Annotated in this window: 21 protein-coding genes; 20 read left to right on the top strand and 1 reads right to left on the bottom strand. The window is 41.1% G+C overall.

The window, feature by feature from the left end; translation table 11 throughout:
• The 18 genes from G470_RS14530 to dagF form a co-directional block, all read left to right on the top strand.
• Positions 1-234, top strand: a 234-nt coding sequence (locus tag G470_RS14530) for a hypothetical protein (protein ID WP_028273456.1), incomplete at its 5' end; no start/stop codon positions are given.
• A gap of 123 nt (positions 235-357) precedes the next feature.
• On the top strand, positions 358-1,629 hold the full coding sequence (locus tag G470_RS0102490) for a glycoside hydrolase family 38 C-terminal domain-containing protein (RefSeq protein ID WP_028273455.1): 1,272 nt from the start codon (positions 358-360) through the stop codon (positions 1,627-1,629).
• A gap of 1 nt (position 1,630) precedes the next feature.
• Positions 1,631-1,948, top strand: coding sequence for a PTS fructose transporter subunit IIB (locus G470_RS0102485; protein WP_028273454.1), 318 nt, complete (start codon positions 1,631-1,633; stop codon positions 1,946-1,948).
• 11 nt (positions 1,949-1,959) lie between these two features.
• Positions 1,960-3,015, top strand: a complete 1,056-nt coding sequence (locus G470_RS0102480) for a PTS fructose transporter subunit IIC (protein ID WP_028273453.1) — start codon at positions 1,960-1,962, stop codon at positions 3,013-3,015.
• Positions 3,016-3,017: 2 nt separating this feature from the next.
• Positions 3,018-3,503, top strand: a complete 486-nt coding sequence (locus G470_RS12440; protein ID WP_051258375.1) for a PTS sugar transporter subunit IIA — start codon at positions 3,018-3,020, stop codon at positions 3,501-3,503.
• Positions 3,504-5,216, top strand: coding sequence for a class I mannose-6-phosphate isomerase (locus G470_RS0102470; RefSeq protein WP_035444896.1), 1,713 nt, complete (start codon positions 3,504-3,506; stop codon positions 5,214-5,216). It abuts the gene before it with no gap.
• A 506-nt stretch (positions 5,217-5,722) separates the two neighbouring features.
• The gene (locus tag G470_RS0102465) at positions 5,723-6,478 is read left to right on the top strand and encodes a threonine/serine exporter family protein (protein ID WP_028273451.1); all 756 of its coding nucleotides are present in this window, start codon (positions 5,723-5,725) and stop codon (positions 6,476-6,478) included.
• A 12-nt stretch (positions 6,479-6,490) separates the two neighbouring features.
• Positions 6,491-6,961, top strand: coding sequence for a threonine/serine exporter family protein (locus tag G470_RS0102460; protein WP_028273450.1), 471 nt, complete (start codon positions 6,491-6,493; stop codon positions 6,959-6,961).
• Between the two features lie 169 nt (positions 6,962-7,130).
• Positions 7,131-8,024, top strand: a complete 894-nt coding sequence (locus G470_RS12435; RefSeq protein WP_205617868.1) for an HAD family hydrolase — start codon at positions 7,131-7,133, stop codon at positions 8,022-8,024.
• Positions 8,025-8,100: 76 nt separating this feature from the next.
• Positions 8,101-9,999, top strand: a complete 1,899-nt coding sequence (locus tag G470_RS0102445) for a BglG family transcription antiterminator (RefSeq protein WP_028273448.1) — start codon at positions 8,101-8,103, stop codon at positions 9,997-9,999.
• Positions 9,971-10,324 (top strand): hypothetical protein, encoded by a 354-nt coding sequence (locus G470_RS0102440; protein ID WP_028273447.1) that lies wholly within the window; start codon positions 9,971-9,973, stop codon positions 10,322-10,324. Before G470_RS0102445 ends, G470_RS0102440 begins: the two co-directional genes overlap by 29 nt.
• Positions 10,321-10,680, top strand: a complete 360-nt coding sequence (locus tag G470_RS0102435) for an SFCGS family glycine-rich protein (protein WP_028273446.1) — start codon at positions 10,321-10,323, stop codon at positions 10,678-10,680. The genes G470_RS0102440 and G470_RS0102435 overlap by 4 nt, the downstream gene beginning before the upstream one ends.
• Entirely contained in the window at positions 10,673-10,969 is a 297-nt protein-coding gene (locus G470_RS0102430) for a DUF4312 family protein (protein WP_028273445.1), read from the top strand. Before G470_RS0102435 ends, G470_RS0102430 begins: the two co-directional genes overlap by 8 nt.
• A complete protein-coding gene (locus G470_RS0102425) occupies positions 10,969-11,685 on the top strand; it encodes a DUF4311 domain-containing protein (protein WP_028273444.1) in 717 nt (238 codons plus the stop codon). The genes G470_RS0102430 and G470_RS0102425 overlap by 1 nt, the downstream gene beginning before the upstream one ends.
• Before the next feature lie 20 nt (positions 11,686-11,705).
• On the top strand, positions 11,706-12,371 hold the full coding sequence (locus tag G470_RS0102420; RefSeq protein WP_028273443.1) for a DUF4310 family protein: 666 nt from the start codon (positions 11,706-11,708) through the stop codon (positions 12,369-12,371).
• Between the two features lie 18 nt (positions 12,372-12,389).
• Positions 12,390-13,502, top strand: a complete 1,113-nt coding sequence (locus G470_RS0102415; protein ID WP_028273442.1) for an amidohydrolase/deacetylase family metallohydrolase — start codon at positions 12,390-12,392, stop codon at positions 13,500-13,502.
• Entirely contained in the window at positions 13,486-14,592 is a 1,107-nt protein-coding gene (locus G470_RS0102410) for a DgaE family pyridoxal phosphate-dependent ammonia lyase (RefSeq protein ID WP_028273441.1), read from the top strand. Before G470_RS0102415 ends, G470_RS0102410 begins: the two co-directional genes overlap by 17 nt.
• Before the next feature lie 13 nt (positions 14,593-14,605).
• Positions 14,606-15,349, top strand: a complete 744-nt coding sequence (gene dagF, locus G470_RS0102405; RefSeq protein WP_028273440.1) for a 2-dehydro-3-deoxy-phosphogluconate aldolase — start codon at positions 14,606-14,608, stop codon at positions 15,347-15,349.
• Between the two features lie 86 nt (positions 15,350-15,435).
• On the opposite strand, the gene G470_RS0102400 is transcribed toward dagF, so the two are convergent.
• A complete protein-coding gene (locus G470_RS0102400; RefSeq protein ID WP_028273439.1) occupies positions 15,436-16,326 on the bottom strand; it encodes a competence protein ComK in 891 nt (296 codons plus the stop codon).
• 346 nt (positions 16,327-16,672) lie between these two features.
• Between G470_RS0102400 and G470_RS0102395 the strand changes: the two genes are divergently transcribed.
• Entirely contained in the window at positions 16,673-17,245 is a 573-nt protein-coding gene (locus tag G470_RS0102395) for a sigma-70 family RNA polymerase sigma factor (RefSeq protein WP_028273438.1), read from the top strand.
• A complete protein-coding gene (locus G470_RS12430) occupies positions 17,238-17,927 on the top strand; it encodes an N-acetylmuramoyl-L-alanine amidase (RefSeq protein ID WP_051258374.1) in 690 nt (229 codons plus the stop codon). Before G470_RS0102395 ends, G470_RS12430 begins: the two co-directional genes overlap by 8 nt.
• The last annotated feature ends 163 nt before the right edge of the window (positions 17,928-18,090 follow it).

Here is an 18,090-nt window from a genome sequence, read left to right as displayed (position 1 = left end):
GTGGACGTCTATTTCAGCCATCCCTACTGCTCCTGGGAACGCGGGACCAGCGAGAACCAGCACCGGCTCATCCGCCGCTTCCTCCCGAAGGGAAAAGCTATCAGCGCGGTGAACGAAGCCCACTGCCTCCGGATCCAGCAGTGGATGAATGACTATCCGCGGAAAATCCTAGCCTACCAGACGCCACACGATTGCTTCGTGAAGGCCATCCGGCAGGAACAGGCGGCAGCCTAAACCAAGAGCCAAAACAGACAGCAATATACCGATTAGGTATGGCCACGTTTTCCCTCGATGGGGGTGGCTAACTTAAACTTGAAATTTACGTTATGAAACAGACATTCAGTTTCAAAAAAAAAAATGAAAGGAATTTCTTATAAAACTTATTTTATAAAAGAAGAGGAAGAAGCGGCGTTTACACTTCCTGTTCCAACTTCACATTTCATTGAGAATGAGTTCTATAAAATTTTTCATGATGAAAAAGGGGTGCATATCCTAGATAAAAGAACGCAAGCCATTCACGAGCAAGCCATACTCATTGAAGATGCCGGAGATGAGGGTGACAGTTTCGATTATTCATATCCGGATTACGATTGGCAGATAACAGATCAATTAGAACATGCGAACATTGATTACACTGCTTCACCATACGAGCAGTCGATGAAAATCAGTGGGTGTATGGAGGTGCCGAGAAATTTACAAGAAAGAAAAGAGAAAAAGCAAACGGGAATCCTGAACTATGAAATAAACTTAAGGCTCGAAACTCAATCTCCGGTTATCAAAATTTCTGGCACATTCAACAATGATTCAGAGCAACATAGAGTGCGCCTGATTTTTACAGGACAACAAGCAAATACTCATTCATTTGCAGGTACACAGTACAGCATCATCAAACGTAAAACATTCAGCGAAGAAGAGACCTACTGGAAAGAAAAAGAATATTTTGAAGAACCAAGTCCAATCTATCCACTCTTGAATCATGTATCAGCAGTTCATGACAAGCAAGTGATGACGGTTTATACGAGAAGCAGTAAAGAATATGAATTTGTCGGAGAAGGATACAAAAATATTGGCGTAACAATTTTTAGAGCATATGGTGCACTGGGTTACCCAGATTTGAACCGACGACCGGGACGACCTAGTGGTTTGGATTATAGAGTCTTTGAGACTCCGACTTGCCAGATGCTGGGTGACAATCATTTCGAACTGGGACTAAGCTACCAAACAGAGTTTGAAGAAAACACTGTATTCAATCAGTATGTTGAATATGCGACAGATTCATCTGTGTATCAAAAACAGTCGTTTGACAAGTCCATTAATCCAATTGATTACTTCCCGACAAACCCATTAAAAAATCAACTGCCAACGGAATGTGAATTTCTAGAGATTGAAAATGGGGAAGGGGTTTTTGGGAGTCTCGTAAAATCCGATCAATCCAATGCTTATCTGTTGAGAGTGTTTAACAGTAAGGCGGAAGAAGTGGATGCCGGACAATTAAAAGGAGCCATTTCAAAAAATACGAGTGTCGTTACTAATCTTGAAGAGACAGAAGAAAAAGCAATGAACGAAAAAACAACCCGTCTTCAATCGGGTGAATTAAGAATAATAAAAATTAATAGAGGAGAGAATTAATATGAAAAAAGTAATCGGAGTTTGTGCATGTCCTGCAGGAATTGCTCACACATATATGGCAGCTGAAAACTTAGAAACTGTTGCAAAACAAAAGGGGTACGAAGCAAAGATTGAGACGAACGGATCATCAGGAGTAGAGAATCCCTTAACTATAGAAGATATCTCTCAAGCAGAATTTGTAATTATAGCTGCTGATACAAGAGTAGAAATGGAGCGGTTCAGAGGAAAAAAATTAATCGAAGTCTCAGTAACCGATGCTATCCGTAATGCTGAAAAGATTTTTAATGAAGTAGAACAAGGGCGAGTAAGTGAATATTAGGAGGGATTAAAATGAACAGAAAGAAAATATATCAACATTTAATGACAGGTGTATCTTATTTTCTTCCGTTTGTTATTGGCGGAGGAATCATTACAGCTTTGGCTTATTTAATTGATGTAGGGAATGCCACATCACAAACATTTGGTTCTTCGACTCCTTTGACTGCTTGGTTTCTGCAAGTCGGTGGTCTGGCAATGGGGATGATGTTCCCTATCTTGGCAGGTTACATTGCTTTTTCCATCGGTGATAAGCCAGCTATTCTACCCGGAATCATCGCCGGTATGTTGGCCCGTGACGGAGAATCGGGGTTCCTTGGAGCCATTGCAGCTGGTTTTATAAGTGGGTACGTCATTCTGTTATTAAAAAGACTGACTCAAAAACTCCCTCGGTCGATGGAAGGGATAAAATCTCTTTTAGTTTATCCTATTGGAGGGTTGTTATTAACGTCCTTAGCAATGGTATTGGTCAATATGGTAGTATCTCCGATCAACGTCGGATTGACAAACTTACTTGTCAGTCTCAGTGACACAAGTGCAATCCTGATTGGAGCAATTATCGGTGTGATGTTGGCGCTAGATTTAGGAGGACCAATCAACAAAACAGCGTATCTTTTTGCGGTCGCCACATTGACCGATGCTGCTGGAAACCCAGTCCCTAGTGTGATTATGGCTGCTTGTGGCAGCAGTGCAATGGTGATCAGTACTTCCTGTGCAGTAGCGGCAACCATTTTCCCAAGAAAATTCAGCCCGGCTTTACGTGCGGCGAAAACAGGGGCGTACATTATGGGATTGGCATTTTTTGTGGAAGGCGCTATCCCTTATGTCATTGCAAAACCAAAGAAAATACTGCCAGCTCTTTGTATAGGTGCAGGAGTGACAGGAGCATTGACATCTGCGATGGGGATAACATTGTCTGCTCCGATCGGCGGACTGGAGACACTTCCATTGGTAAGTAATATCCCTTTGTATTTGCTGTCCTTTATTGTAGGAACAGCGGTCTCAGTGTCAATTATTTACTTCACTACACGCACGGACGAAGATTATGAACTAGTCCCAAACGAGGTATGACTATGGGAATCATTACAGGAGAACTCATTCGATTAGATGCGACTCTGAACGATAAAGAATCGGTCATTGAGTATTTGGTAACTACGATGAAGAATCAAAACCGAATTACTGACAGAGAAAAGTTATTAGAAGATATCTATATTCGTGAAGAAGAAGCATCCACTTCCATGGGGCTGGGCATTGCCTTGCCCCATGCTAAGTCTGAAGCAGTCACACAAACTTCCGTAGTGTTTTTACGGCTCGATCACACAATTAGCTGGAATACGGACAATGACATCCAACTGATTTTTGGCATCTTTGTCCCCATTGAAAATACAGATAATGAACACTTAAAAATACTAGCACATCTTGCAAGGAAATTGATGAGTCAAGACTTTCGAGAACAACTATTGGCTGCTCAAACGGTAGAGGAATGTCAGGATCTGCTGCAATCTCTCAATAAAGAAAAGAAGGATGAAGAAGTAATAAACAATGAGAGGGAGAGGTAAATGTATAGATTGCGTCCTGGGCTGAAACTAAAAAAGCCTGTGGAAGTCACTATAGGGATCGAAAACATTACGAATAAAATAATAAGTGAAATGAACAAGACTGGTTCTCAACAGATAGCGATTGAGAGTCATCCTGGAATTGAAATCAGTAAGCTGGAAAAAGCAGTGAAGCAACATCTTCCGGAAGCATTAGTTTTTGACACCGAAGATCTTTTTCTTTCTTCCCGAGACATTTTCAAAGTAATCCAGGAAGATTTGACTGAAGATAAAGTCTTTGGAAGATTTTCTCATAGAAATTTCTTTGAGTTTATTTCACCTATTGCTTTAAAGAGGCTTTACGAGAAAGTTCAACATCACAGCGGGCCAGTTGTTGCTCTGGGAGTTTGTGCATCAGACGTTATTACTCCGGATACATTGATTTATTTGGATATTCCGAGGTGGGAAATACAAAAGCGTTATAAAAAAGGGTTAATCAATTGGAAAGGATATAAAGAAACTGATTTTAGTGAAAAACTAAAAAGAGCTTACTATTTTGAGTGGCCAGCCGCTTTAGAATTGAAAGAAAACATATTGCCAAAGTGTGATTTTTATATAGATATGACAGACGAAAATGAAGCAAAGATGATACACGGTTCTGATATGCGGGAACACATATTTGAATTTACTCAACAGCCTTTTCGATTGGTTCCATTTTTTGAACCGGGAGTTTGGGGCGGAAAGTGGATGCAGGAAAAATTTGATGTAGGGCGCGATGAAGTGAATTTAGCTTGGTGTTTCGATGGTGTGCCAGAAGAAAACAGCATCATTTTATTTAATGACGGCATCGAAATCGAAATGCCAGCGCAGAATATCGTAAGTTTATATCCTAAGGAATTACTAGGGAGAAAAGTTTTTGGAAGATATGGAAAAGATTTTCCTATCCGTTTTGATTATTTAGATACAATGGACGGCCAAAACCTTAGCTTGCAAGTCCATCCCACACTGGACTACGCGTATAGAAATTTCGGTGCAAAATATACACAAGATGAAAGTTACTATATTCTCGACTGTAAAAAAGACGCTAAAGTGTATTTAGGGGTAAAAAACGAGATTGAGGCTTCACAACTAGTAAGCGATCTTGAAAAAGCTCAAGAAACTGGAGAGTTTAATGACGAGAAATACATTAACCAAATATCGGTTAAGAAGCATGATCATTTGCTGATTCCAGGAGGAACTATTCATTCTAGTGGTAGAGATTGTGTCGTATTAGAAATCAGTTCAACTCCAAATCGATTTACATTTAAGCTGTGGGATTGGGGAAGACTGGATTTGGATGGGAAGCCGAGACCAATATCTATACATCATGGGAAGCATGTGATTAATACTGACTTCGATGAAACCTTTGTTCAAGAAGAGCTCTATAACAAGGTTGATGTGATGCATGAACAAGAAGGGTTCAGAGAAGAACGTACTGGATTACACGAGTTGGAGAGTATTGAAACACGTAGATTAATTTTTTCACGACAAATATCTCAAAAGACTGAAAAGAGTGTAAATATGCTTAATTTAGTTGAGGGAGACCACATAAAAGTCCTTTCACCGACTGATCAATTCGAACCATTTGATGTGTATTACGGCGAAACCTTCATTATTCCAGAGAAAGTCGTAGAATATGATTTGGTGCCGGTCGGAGAGGGTAAAGAAGTCATGGTTCTAAAAGCTTATATTCGATAAAGACTCTCTTTAAGAGTTTTAGCTGTCAGATAATGGATATTTTTACTATTAAACTGTAATATGTCCAAATTCATCATAATAAAAACTGCTTCTCTTTAACGGAGGAGCAGTTTTATCATGTTCAGAGCTTTGAGCTCGCAGACTCACTCAGATAACCAAAGTTGAAAAATATATGAAGAATGGGTTCAAAACCTGGTTTCCACTGTTCCTTTCCTTCAAGCCAAATGAGAGGTCGAGTTTGAAATAGACAGGCGCTAAATTAAACTCAAGGGTTAAAAGAGAGCTCCAGTTTGAAATAGAGGGGTCCTATCTTAAACTCGAGTGATAAAAGAGAGTACGAGTTTGAAATACACCGGCTCTATCTTAAACTGGTAAGTCGAAAAAGAGCATGAGTTTGAAATACGACCGCATTCAGCAAAAAGTTTGGTGGCTTTAGTGATATGGCTGAGGCCCTTTTTTTGTTATGATGGGAAAAGAATGGTTTCGCTGGAAGGAGGGACACCAAAATGGAGCGGTACATCTCGGATACACTCGGCTTATGCATGGGTATCGGGAAATTATTATTGGAAAACGGCGCAGAGACGTACAGGGTGGAAGATACGGTGTACCGTGTCGCCCAGAGCTACGGCTACTTGAACATTCATGTATACTGCGTTCCGAACACCATCATCTTGAACGTGGAAACAAAAGACGGCGACGTGTATAACCGGCTCATGCGTGTCCCGACGCGTGATACCAATTTGGGGAAAGTGAAAGAAGCCAACGAAATGTCGCGCCAAATCACGGCAGGAAAATTGACGGTGACGGAAGCCCGCGCCCAGTTGAAAATCATCACCAACCAAAGGCGGATTTATGAGTCATATGAGCGGTATATCGCTGCTGCGGTTCTCAGCGGATTTTTCGCGCTGATGTTTTTAGGAAGCTGGCTGGATTTGGCAGGATCAGCCGTCGCAGGCGGCATTGGCTACATCTTTTTCAAACAAATCAACCGGCTCACAAACCTCCAGTTTTTCTCGGAAATCACCTCTGCCTTTGTCATCGGGTTGCTGGCGGTCTTTATGGGAACAATTGGAGTGGGCGAAAATATGGATACGATGATTCTTGCCAGTGTCATGACGCTCGTCCCGGGGAGAGCCATCACAAACGGCATCCGGGATTTGATGGCGGGAGATTATGTGTCGGGTCTCAGCATTTTGGCGGACGCCTTTTTGACCGCTGCAGCGATCGGCATCGGTGTGGCAGGCGTGCTATCCATTGTATAGGAGGGAAGCGGCGTGGAGTGGAGTGACTATTTGGTACAATTTCTATCAGGCTTTGTGGTATCTATCGGCTTCGGCATCATTTATGACATCCCGAAAAACAACTTGTTCCATTCGGGGCTGACGGGAGCCGTCGGGTGGATGATTTCATTCGTCATGATTCATTTGTGGGATATCCATTTGTTCATCAGTACGACAGCCGCTTCTTTCTTTGTGGCACTGATCGGGCAGGCCTTTTCCCGGACGCTCAAAACACCCGTCACGTTGTTCATCATGCCGGGCCTCATCCCGCTGGTTCCTGGAGGGGTGGCATTCAACATGATGCGCTCGTTCATCGGGGGCGACAATGCGGGCGGCTCCCAGTACGCAATTGACACGTTTTTGGTGGCCGGCGCCTTGGCTCTCGGACTCGCATTAAACAGTGCCGCGTTCCAGTTGTTCACGACGCGCAACCTTTTCCGGAGAGGCCGGCGGTATATTCCTTAATGAGAAAAGAAGAAGCCCTGTTTTTCCAGATTGCTGGAGAAACAGGGCTTTTTTATGTGCAATGGAAGTCAGAAGACCGTTTGTTGTTATCATAAGTGCAAACGCTTTACGAAAGTGCAAAATGTATTGCGGCACTTCAAATTCTTTGTGTTACTATTTCATTGTGGAGGTGAGACAGATAGAAATAAACTGTATTGTATGCGATTTAGACGAAACCTTATTAAATGATGAGGAAAAGATTGATGGCAAAACAACTGACCTTTTGATAGAGTTGCAAGAAGCAGGAATACTGTTGATTTTAGCAAGCGGCAGGGGCTACAAGCGGATGATCGCTTACGCTGAACAATTACATATGTTTCAACATAATGGCATATTGATCGATGGCAATGGAACATCGATTTTGAATCTGGCCGACGGTAAAAGAGAAAGACTTTCTTATTTGAGTAAAGAAAACAGCAAGGAAATATTTCATACTCTTAGAGATGAAACTATTGAAATTCAATTTAATTTGGACGATGCAATTTATGTTTACATGTCAGCAGAAATTTATGAGCTTAAAAAGAAAATTCGGACTGAAATGCGTTTACCTCATAATTATCCATGGACGGGAGGATCTTACGGCTGGTTGAGTGATATGAGGGATGGATACCCTTTTTCAACGGTTGTAAACCGTATGGAAGACGTACCTGAAAAAATCAATAAAATCACTCTTAATCAAGACAAAGAATATATTGATTCATTAATGAAAAAATTGAATCAAAACAATCTTCTGTCCAGTTATTCCATGACAAAAACTTCAGAGCGGACAGTGGAGATTGTCAAAAAAGGCGTCAGCAAAGGAAATGCATTAAAGAAAGTTCTTGAAGAGAAGAACTTAAGTGGAGAACAGATCATTGCATTCGGGAATGCAGAAAACGACATTTCCATGTTTGCCTGTACTCCTAACTCATACGCAGTTGCTAATGCGTTGGATAATGTAAAGGAGTATGCAAACTACCTCACTGATTCCAATAACAACAGCGGAGTCTATCAAACTCTCTCAAACTTAGTGCGAACAAAATGATTTTTAGACGGAAGCTACCAGTTGCTAAGGCGGGACAATTTTGTAACCGCTTTTAAAAAGATTGAGGAGGGGTACTGTGAATGAGAGACAACGTGACTTAATCCATACTTTGTTGTATAACGTCTCTCCAACTAGTATAAGTCAACTTCAAACTCAATATGGAGTAAGTGAACGAACAATAAAATACGATATCGCGACTTTGAGGCGGGAGTTCAAAAAAGCGAACTTGAGTATTTTGAACAAAAAAGGTATGGGATATTATATTCCTCCGGAAGATAAGCCGCTCGTCTTGGAAAGATATTCTATGGATGATGAACTAGAAGAAAAAAAACAAGAAGATTTTACAAAAATTTTGTTGTACCTTCTCTTCGTCAAAGACCCTGCGAATATTAAAGATATAGCACAAGAACTTTATTTCAGTGAACTCTCAATAAAAAAGTTCATTGAAGAGGGGAAAGAGGGACTTCCCGAAAACTTGACGGTTCAATCGAATCACTCTTCAGATATTTCGCTCGTTGGAGACGAGCGAGACATTCGTTCTTACTACACAACTACCTTGTACGAGAAATTAAAGAAAGCAGGCAAGCAGGAAATTTCAACCGCTTTCCAAGAAGTCTTTTCACACTATGGAGAAAACATCGATGAACAGCGTCTGATCAGGATAGAAAAAACGTTGAATAAAACATTGAACAAATGGAATGTATGGATATCAGGAGATGCGTATATTCACCTGTTTTTACATTTGTATGTAGGCGGCCTTCGAATGAAAAACAAAATTCGATTTTCAATCGAGGAAGCAAATATATATAAAGAATTCCAAGGAGAGTATACGTTCGCACATGAATTATTCACAGAGTTATATTGGGGCGTTTACGACCCTGATGAATTACTTTACCTAGTTGAAGTGATGACCGATAACAACGTATTTATAGACGATCATTTAGAAGCGGAAACAGCTGAACACTTGGATCGGGTATTGAATAAGATGACGGATATTGTGAATGAACGGTACTCCTCCTATAAATTTAATTCAGATGATTTTATTCAAGATGTGACGCCTCACTTGAAACAAGTCTTAAGAAGAGCTCGATTAGGCATAAAAGAAAAGCCGAACCCCCTTTTTTACCAAATCAAACAAAACTATCAAGAATTCTTTTCTGCAGCAAAAATTTTGTACAGGGTGTTCGCAGAAGAGTTCAACTTAACGTATTCTGAAGATGAAGTGAGTTATTTGACGATTTACTTGTATAAAAACATTTCTCATCATTCACAAAAGAAGTATCACATTTACATCGTTTGTGGAACCGGAAGAGGATTTTCAAAATTGTTAAAAACAAGGTTGACCAATATTTTTGACAATATTGAGGTGGTTGATTGTGTCTCTTCCTTTCATCTGTTGAAAAGACAAAAAGTTTTGAAAGCGGATTTTATCGTCAGTACGATAGATTTACCTGCAGTAGGCATACCAGTGATCAAAATTTCTTCTTTTTTAGGGCAAGAAGATGTCAACAAAATTCAGCAGTTATTGGATTATGGCACTCAAGTATCAGCTCTTCCGCTTCCCCCTAAACAAACACAGACAATCATGGAAGAAATACAGGGAATAAGTAATGTGTCCAGCGAAAGTGCGGCAGTGTTTTCGAACTTATTTTTGACTTTATTCAATTTAATGGTAGACCTGCCGGCTGAATACCGGATCAATCAAGAAAAAATCTTAGGAGTCACAATCCACTTGATCATTGCGCTGCCTCGTTATTTCCAATCGGACTTTATCGATGACGATGAAGAAGTTGTGCAAGAAGTGATCAAAATTGAAAAGGAACATCCTATAGTATCTAAAAAAATGGCTGAATTTCTTGAGCTGATTGAAAATGTTATCGGAAAAGGAATCCCTTATGGCGAAAGGTACGCATTGTATCAATATATTGTGAATGAAGGAGAACAAGATGAAAGCAGAACAGTACACGGTTATTAAAGAACATGTACCTGATATTGAAAAGTATTCGAAGGAGGTAGGGTTAATCGAAGAGTTTTTCGTGGAAAAGAATTTGCAGATTGAAAAAACGACGCCTGTCTTTTGGAACCATGTCATCACCTTAATGGAGAGGATTGATAACGATGAACAAAACGACTTAGATCTCGACCAAACAGAAGAAATGTCAAAAACAGCGAAAGAACTGACAAAAGACTTTGTTGACCACTTGAACCAGTCCAGAGCATTTGAGACGACGGATTTTGAAAATTATTTGTTAACCATTTATTTTGAACAATTAAAAAATGAAAAGGAGACTAACCAATGAATAAACCAGTAGTAGTTATCGGGCATAGACTCGGAAAAGGAAACAAGGTGGCGAAGGGAGTCGAAGAAGCGGGGGGAACAGCTATTGTCATCCAAGGGGTGACTGCAGATATGAAATTGGGTGATGTTATGAAAGAAAATGACGGAGATATTGGCATCTCATTTTGCGGATCCGGAGGTGCAGGAGCCATCACTGCACAAACCAAACACGGTTATAAAGCAGAGCATCATTTGAGAACAGTAGAAGCAGGCGTAGGCGCACTTCGAGCAGGGAACCAAGTGTTAGGATTTGGATTTATGGACACAGAAGAGCTGGGAAAAAGGCTAGTAGAAGAATGGAAAAATTTAAATGAGTAGCCATCTAAAAACTGACATACAATGGGTGGAAGTTTCAGGGAAAGGGGAAACTAAGCATCAAGCGATCGAGCAAGCATTCAAAGAGATGCGCAAAAAGGTAGGAGCTGAGTTTTCCAAACCTGTAGTGGCTATCCGGACAGACGATGTGGTGTTGACGCAAGTTGTAAAAGAAGAAAGAGAAGAAGCATTTTTATTCTTTTTTATGAAAAGGATAAGAGAAACATGGAACATTCAAGCAAAAATAAAGCTAAGTATTGATTATGTTGATTTTGACGGGAGTGAAAAGTAATGATTGAGTTGATATTTAAGTCGTTAATCATCGGAGTATTAGTCGGGGCATCTATTTCAGCAGGAGCTGTCAGAATGTTTAAAGCTCCTGAAGTTCAAGGAATGGGAGCCTTTCGTACACTAGGAGAGTTGAACGCAAGTAACGGAGACCCCATTTCACATTTTTCATTTGGATTAGGCTTTTTCATTACATCTGCAGCCTCAGCAGTGGGAACGGGTTCATTGACACAAGATGTATTGCACCGCGTCATTCCTAACTGGAGTGCGGCAATCGTTAACTTTGGAAACAAGAGAGATTTTAAAGAACATATTGTTCCGATGACATTTTGGGGAGCGATCATTGGTGCTGCTGTTTATATCCTATTGAATACCTCCGCCTCTATGGTTCCTGTAGACTTGGCGCAAATGTCCCGAGATATATTGGCACCTGCAGCACAAAACTTGATTGATTTAATCATGCCGCTGTTATTCCTTTGGGCTGCCATGGATTCGGGACGGACAACTGGTGTCTGGTCGATTGTCTTCGGAGGACTAATGGCTATGGTATCAGGAAATGCTCTGCCAGGAGTAATTTTTGGGATTCTTTGCGGGACACTCGCAGAAGAACAAGGATACAAAAAGAGAAGCACCATTACCATGTTTACGATTACAATCGTATTGATTTTACTAATCGCTTACTTTAGAGAATTCCACTTGGTCTTGTTCGATCTATTTTAATCATTAAGAAGGAGTAACTCATGAATAATAAAATAAAAGAATTTTTAGAGAAAGATTCCGCCTTTATTTTGTTGTTAGGTATGGCTTCTGCTGGAGTCATCGGAGGGACATCATTGTTCCTTGAAAGTGGTACAGGACTGTTCAATGAAATCTACATTGGTGAGATGTTTAACGTTGGTCAAGAAACAGGCGACTACACGGCACCAGCTGCGTTCGCTGTTGGATTTCTGATTGCTCGTATTTTGGAAGGTCCACTGGTCGGGATTTTAGATATTGGTGGTTCCTTGATGACAGGTATCGGTGTAGGAATTCCTGCCTTGCTGTTGTCCGCTGGTTTAGGGTTTTTGGTCACAAATTTTGGAATGTCCCTTTTGACAGGGTTTGCTGTAGGCGTAGTGATTGGCGCTGTAATGATCCTCATCAGGAAATTGGCTCCTGACTTATCTCTGGCAACTGCCACCTCAATCATGATGGGAGCAGGAAACCAATCAGGAGAAGCTTTAGGACCGTTGGTTTTGTTGAGTGCAGTTTCTTATAGTATTCCTGTAGGAGTAGGCGCAATTATTGGTTCCGTCATATTTTATAAATACAAAAGACCGATGGTGGGTGGAGCCATCTTAGGAGCTATTATTGTTGGTGGAATTTACCTACTATTAGGCGGAACATTGCCAGAAGTGGCTCAATAATAAGAAAGAAGTGAGTTTATGATTGATTTACTCATTAAAAACGGGAAGCTAATAAATGGAACCGTTGTAGACATCGCTATTGAAAATGGAAAAATTGTAGATGTCAAAGAAAGCATAACCGAAGAAGCATCGGATGTGCTTGAGTTAAATAAAAAGCAGTATGTATCTGCTGGCTGGATTGATGATCATGTACACTGTTATGAAAAAATGGATTTGTACTACGATTATCCCGATGAAATAGGTGTAAAAGCAGGGGTTACTTCGATTATTGATGCAGGTACAACCGGGGCAGAGAATATTTATGACTTTTACGAAACAGCAAAAGAAGCAAGAACAAATGTGTATGCGATGTTGAACATTTCCAAATGGGGGATTGTTGAACAAGATGAACTAGCCGACTTAGAGAAAATTCAAGAAAAATTAGCTAAAAAAGCGGTAGAAGACCTATCAGATTTTATCGTGGGTATCAAAGCCCGTATGAGTAAAACTGTTATTGGAGACAATGGCATCACTCCTTTGAAGTTGGCGAAAAAAATTCAAGAAGAGAACAAACATATTCCTTTGATGGTTCACATAGGAAGTGCGCCTCCAGAACTGGACGAAACCTTGTCTTATTTGTCTAAAGGAGATATTGTCACCCACTGCTTCAATGGAAAATCAAACGGTATCTTGGATCAGGGAATAAATAAAATAAAACCATTTGCTCGAGATGCTTATGAAAAAGGTATTATCTTTGATGTCGGTCATGGAACAGCCAGTTTCAATTTTCATGTGGCTGAAGTGGCGTTGAAAGAAGGAATAAAGGCATCCTCCATCAGCACTGATATCTACTATACGAATCGAACAGAGGGACCAGTATATGACTTTGCAACCACTATGGAAAAAATGCATGTAATTGGATATTCATGGGAAGAGATCATTGAAAAGGTCACTGCTGCTCCGGCTGCTAATTTTCGACTGGAAAATAAAGGACAATTAAAAAAAGGGTACGATGCGGACTTGACGATCTTCACTATTGAAGAGAAAGAAAAAGACTTAGTGGACTCAGACGGCAATCACCGCCAAACGAAAGAAAAGATTCAGCCGTTAAAAGCTATTGTTGGAGGAAATATATATGAAGTCGATTTATGAGAAATACGATTTAACAGAAGTTATTAACGCAAGTGGGAAAATGACTGCATTAGGAGTATCAAAATACCCCGATGAAGCTATAGAAGCGCAACAATTCGGAGGGAAAAACTTCTTTGTGATGGACCAGTTGGCAGAAAATGTAGGCGCATATGTTGCCAAACTAATTGGAGCAGAAGATGCCCATATCGTTTCTTCGGCTTCTGCGGGAATTGCGCAGTCAGTAGCAGCCGTAATTGGAAAGGGAAGTATGTATCACTTGCATCATCCTTTTTCGAAAAAAATTACCCAACGAGAAATTATTGTTCCCAAAGGTCATAACGTAGATTATGGCGCACCAGTAGAAACAATGGTGGAATTGGGAGGTGGAGTCGTTGTTGAGGCAGGATACGCGAATAAATGCACACCTGCGCTTATTGAAGAAATGATCACAGATGAGACAGCGGCCATTCTTTATATAAAAAGTCACCATACCGTTCAAAAGAGTATGCTTTCGGTAGAAGAGGCAGTGGATGTGGCTCATCGACACAACCTGCCATTGATCATTGATGCGGCTGCCGAACAGGATTTACATAAATACCTCGAGTCGGGAGCCGACTTGGTTATTTACAGTGGAGCCAAAGCATTGGAAGGGACAACTTCTGGACTTGTGATTGGCGCTGGCAATCTTGTGAAATGGGTCCGGATGCAGTCATATGGTATTGGCCGAGCGATGAAAATAGGTAAGGAAAATATTTTAGGGCTTGCCGCAGCTATTGAATTATATTTGGAAAAAGGAGCCGAGCCGGGAGAAGAAATGAAAGCAAGATTGTCTCCTTTTATAGAAGAATTATCTAAAATTCCGGGAATCAACGTGTCTGTTGCACAAGATCCGGCAGGTAGGGAAATTTATCGAGCTAAAGTCGTGGTAAGAGACGATGCTCCTTTGAACGCACTCGAATTAATTGAAGAACTGAAAAAAGGTGAGCTGGCTATTTACACACGAGAACATCAAGCGAATAATGGCATTATTGAATTTGATATTCGTTCAGTCAATGAAGAAGAAATGGATAAAATCATTATCCGTATGAAAGAAATTTTGACTAAAAAATAAAAGGAGACAACGAATGAACGTCACTCCAAAGTACCTTAATAACCGTATTTCATTGAACATATTGGCAAACTCAGTAGAAAACGCCAAAGAGTGTTTTGATGCTGCAGAAGGACATATTCTGTTAGGAGTCTTGTCGAAAAATTACGATTCTGATGAAGCAGCGATTGAAGATATGCTGCATTATAAAGAAACCATAGACAATGCATTATCTGTCGGACTGGGTGCTGGTGATCCTAGACAAAGTGAAATGGTGTCTCGAATTTCCGGAAAACTTCAGCCCCAACATGTAAATCAGGTGTTTACTGGAGTTGGAACTTCACGGGCCCTACTGAATCAAAGTGACACAGTTGTCAATGGGTTAATTTCGCCTACTGGTAAAGTGGGGTATGTCAACATTGCTACTGGGCCTTTAAGCAGCCAAACAGAAGAAAAAGCAGAAGTGCCTATTAAAACAGCAATTGCTCTTTTAAAAGATATGGGTGGAAGTTCGGTAAAATACTTCCCAATGAAAGGGCTGACTTACAGAGAAGAATATGAAGCAGTAGCGAAAGCTTGTGCGGAAGAAGACTTTATGTTGGAACCTACTGGGGGCATTACGCTAGACAACTTTGAAGAGATTCTTCAAATCGCGTTGGATGCTGGAGTGAAGAAAATCATTCCTCATGTTTACAGCTCAATCATTGATAAAGAAACTGGAGATTCCAGACCTGAAGATGTGCAGAAATTGTATTCAATTATGAAGAAGTTAGTCGGATGATTAAAGTCAGCAAAGTAAAACAACCAGCCTTGTCCTCTTTATATAGAGGACAAGACTGGTTGTTTTTTTATAGACAAACTTTCAATTTACGCCAAGTACGGAGGTAATTTGATGTGGTTACGGATTTCTTCCAAGTAGGGATTGCCTTCTCCTAGAATTTTGATCAACACCTGTAAAGTATAGTAGCTGATGAAGAAATGCAAGTAATCAATATACGTAAAAGACGGCAATGGATAAGGATTGTCTCTCAAGTATTTATGTACAATGTTTTCGTGGGATTTCGGCCCAGAGATAAATCCGAAATCTTGTTTTTGTTTTTCGGCCCATGCCCACTGGATATAATACATGTTAGCCGCTCGATCCAGCTGTTTGAGAAAACTCGCTTTAGTGATTTCTAATGTCAAAAGAGGGTATTTATTGGCGTACAGCCGAACTTCTTTTTCTTTCGTGCAGAAGACCTTTTTGGACACATGATGCAACGTATACCAACTGGCTGGCTTTTTGGAAGTCCCGCTGTCCGGCAAGAAGATTTGTTCTCCAATCACATGTGGCGTGCACTGTTTGAACCCCAGCATCGCGCCTAAACTTAAGCTCAAATCATAAGGAGAGCCTAAGGAAGCGAAGTACCGATCCATGACTGTTGTTGTTGTTTCCATGGACTTCATTGGGGATTCATTCAGCTGGAACATCAGCGAATTGTATGGTGTGTCGTCATTCTGACTGAGATCCATCACATAGTATGTTTCTTCATCCGGAAAAAGCTCTTGTTGCTCGAAACTCATGTCTACTAAGTCTTGCAACGACTGCCCTGTCAACTTGCTTGGAATGAGGTGAAAGGGCCGGGCCGTTGAAGGACGCTGTTTTTCTTTCGACCATCGTTCTGCGTAATCAGTGTGTCCCACTGATCTTTTGAAAAGAATGTCTTGAGAACGTCGAAAATATCTTATTTTCTCTTGTTCATCGAGCGGATGATTCATGGACAAACTCCTCTCCGTTGTATCACTTCATTTATATTGTATACGCTTTCACTAATGAAATCTACATAAATATCAAAAATTTTGGTTTTTCAATAAATCAGCCTCCGTTAAAAAAATATTTAGTAGTAAGTTAGCGAATAGATATACAGTTTGTAGATTCATATTAAAAAGTTTGTGAGAAAAGAAGACTAAAACACTCAAACAAGGAAGAAAAGGATCCATATTCGTTGGACACGCTGTATTCGGATAAAAGCATGAACTGTTCGGCACTTTGCTGAATGAGGTACTCCTGGCCTATGATTATAAGCGAACAAGGCCTTGTACCAAACGCAAAGGATCACAAACGATGAAGACAAAACGCAAATTGGCTTCAGAAATGGAAGACGATTTTTTCAAGCAGTACAGCGTTGTCGTTTATGGAGCGGTCAAACGCCTGGGGATTTGGCGGTCGCATCCTGATTACGATGATCATGTGCAAGAAGGGTTAGTGGCATTGGTCGATGCGTATGAAACATTCCCGGAACGATTAGAGACAGAAGAGGACTGGGCGCCTTTTGGAGGATACGCATACCAAAAAGTCCGCTGGCGTCTGCTGGATAATTTGCGCCGAAAAAAGAAGCAGACAGACCGGGAAGCCCAGCTGCCGGAAGCGTTCGATACACTCTTTCCTGATACGGACGCGGTATGGGAGACCGATTTGATTGAAAAAGAATGGATGCTGGAGGTGCTTCACCGGCTGAACGAAGAAGAACAGCTGTATGTTTTGGACGCGGTAGTGAGAGGGAAAACGCCAACCGAAATGGCTCGCACACGCGGTGTCAGTCGGAAGACGATTTACAAACGGCGCAAACGAATCGCTGAAAAATTGCAGGGTTTCTTGTTGGAATGGGAAAATGGAGAGGGGAATGAGCATGGGTAAATCCATCATCATTGATGCAGGGCACGGAGGGTCAGATCCAGGTGCAACGGCATTCGGCGTGAAAGAAAAAGACTGGACACTGAAAATCAGTTTGTACCAATACGAACGCTTGAAAGAATTGGGTGCTGCAGTGGCATTGACACGTTCCAAAGATACGACGCTGGATTCGGCCGCGCGAACAAAGGTGTTTCGTGGCCAATATGACTATTGCATCAGCAACCATTGGAACGCCTTCAACGGGAAGGCGCGGGGAGTGGAGACGATCCATTCGATTTTCGCGGACAAAACGTTCGCGAGCCAACTGGCCAAGGCCGTCTCCAATGCATCAGGGCTTCCATTGAGGCGCGTCTTCAGCAAGAAAAATGCGAGCGGAACAGACTGGTATTTCATGCACCGCCTGACCGGGACGACAAAGACCGTCATCATCGAATACGGCTTTTTGGATCATAAAGAAGACCATGCGCGGTATCGGACAGATGCGATATTTTATGCAGCAGCCGAATCCGTTGTCGAAGTGGTGTGCAAAGAACTGGGTATCCGGTATAAAGCTCCTAGTGAAAAGGCGGCAGCCACATCGTTGTACCGCGTCCAAAACGGCGCTTTTTCAAAGAAAGAACAAGCCGAAGCATTGGCAAAAAAATTGACCGGCGCAGGATTTGAAGCGGTGATTGTGAAAGGGTAAAGGTAAAGGGAAAGGAGGTTCCGGCCAGACGGCGGAACCTCTTGTTTTATTTGCTTGCTCATAAGGTCAAATGAGATGTATAAATAATGAATTAATAATTCTTTGTAAAAAAACAATTTTGGTTAAGTATTTTACAATTTGTGGCTGTCATTTGACAAAAACA

This window comes from Atopococcus tabaci DSM 17538, assembly GCF_000429585.1.
Taxonomy (GTDB): Bacteria; Bacillota; Bacilli; order Lactobacillales; family Carnobacteriaceae_A; genus Atopococcus; species Atopococcus tabaci.
The sequence above is the reverse complement of the archived record's forward strand: the minus strand, read 5'-3'. Positions and strand labels throughout refer to the sequence as shown.

Bases quoted from the DNA above. Each gene is read 5' to 3' on its own strand.
- dagF (WP_028273440.1), top strand. From the start codon at position 14,606: ATGAACGTCACTCCAAAGTACCTTAATAACCGTATTTCATTGAACATA.
- G470_RS0102490 (WP_028273455.1), top strand. From the start codon at position 358: ATGAAAGGAATTTCTTATAAAACTTATTTTATAAAAGAAGAGGAAGAA.
- G470_RS0102440 (WP_028273447.1), top strand. From the start codon at position 9,971: ATGAAAGCAGAACAGTACACGGTTATTAAAGAACATGTACCTGATATT.
- G470_RS0102410 (WP_028273441.1), top strand. From the start codon at position 13,486: ATGAAGTCGATTTATGAGAAATACGATTTAACAGAAGTTATTAACGCA.
- G470_RS0102480 (WP_028273453.1), top strand. From the start codon at position 1,960: ATGAACAGAAAGAAAATATATCAACATTTAATGACAGGTGTATCTTAT.
- G470_RS0102465 (WP_028273451.1), top strand. From the start codon at position 5,723: ATGGAGCGGTACATCTCGGATACACTCGGCTTATGCATGGGTATCGGG.
- G470_RS12440 (WP_051258375.1), top strand. From the start codon at position 3,018: ATGGGAATCATTACAGGAGAACTCATTCGATTAGATGCGACTCTGAAC.
- G470_RS0102430 (WP_028273445.1), top strand. From the start codon at position 10,673: ATGAGTAGCCATCTAAAAACTGACATACAATGGGTGGAAGTTTCAGGG.
- G470_RS0102420 (WP_028273443.1), top strand. From the start codon at position 11,706: ATGAATAATAAAATAAAAGAATTTTTAGAGAAAGATTCCGCCTTTATT.
- G470_RS0102435 (WP_028273446.1), top strand. From the start codon at position 10,321: ATGAATAAACCAGTAGTAGTTATCGGGCATAGACTCGGAAAAGGAAAC.
- G470_RS0102415 (WP_028273442.1), top strand. From the start codon at position 12,390: ATGATTGATTTACTCATTAAAAACGGGAAGCTAATAAATGGAACCGTT.
- G470_RS0102395 (WP_028273438.1), top strand. From the start codon at position 16,673: ATGAAGACAAAACGCAAATTGGCTTCAGAAATGGAAGACGATTTTTTC.
- G470_RS0102470 (WP_035444896.1), top strand. From the start codon at position 3,504: ATGTATAGATTGCGTCCTGGGCTGAAACTAAAAAAGCCTGTGGAAGTC.
- G470_RS0102400 (WP_028273439.1), bottom strand. From the start codon at position 16,326: ATGAATCATCCGCTCGATGAACAAGAGAAAATAAGATATTTTCGACGT.
- G470_RS0102485 (WP_028273454.1), top strand. From the start codon at position 1,631: ATGAAAAAAGTAATCGGAGTTTGTGCATGTCCTGCAGGAATTGCTCAC.
- G470_RS0102425 (WP_028273444.1), top strand. From the start codon at position 10,969: ATGATTGAGTTGATATTTAAGTCGTTAATCATCGGAGTATTAGTCGGG.
- G470_RS12430 (WP_051258374.1), top strand. From the start codon at position 17,238: ATGGGTAAATCCATCATCATTGATGCAGGGCACGGAGGGTCAGATCCA.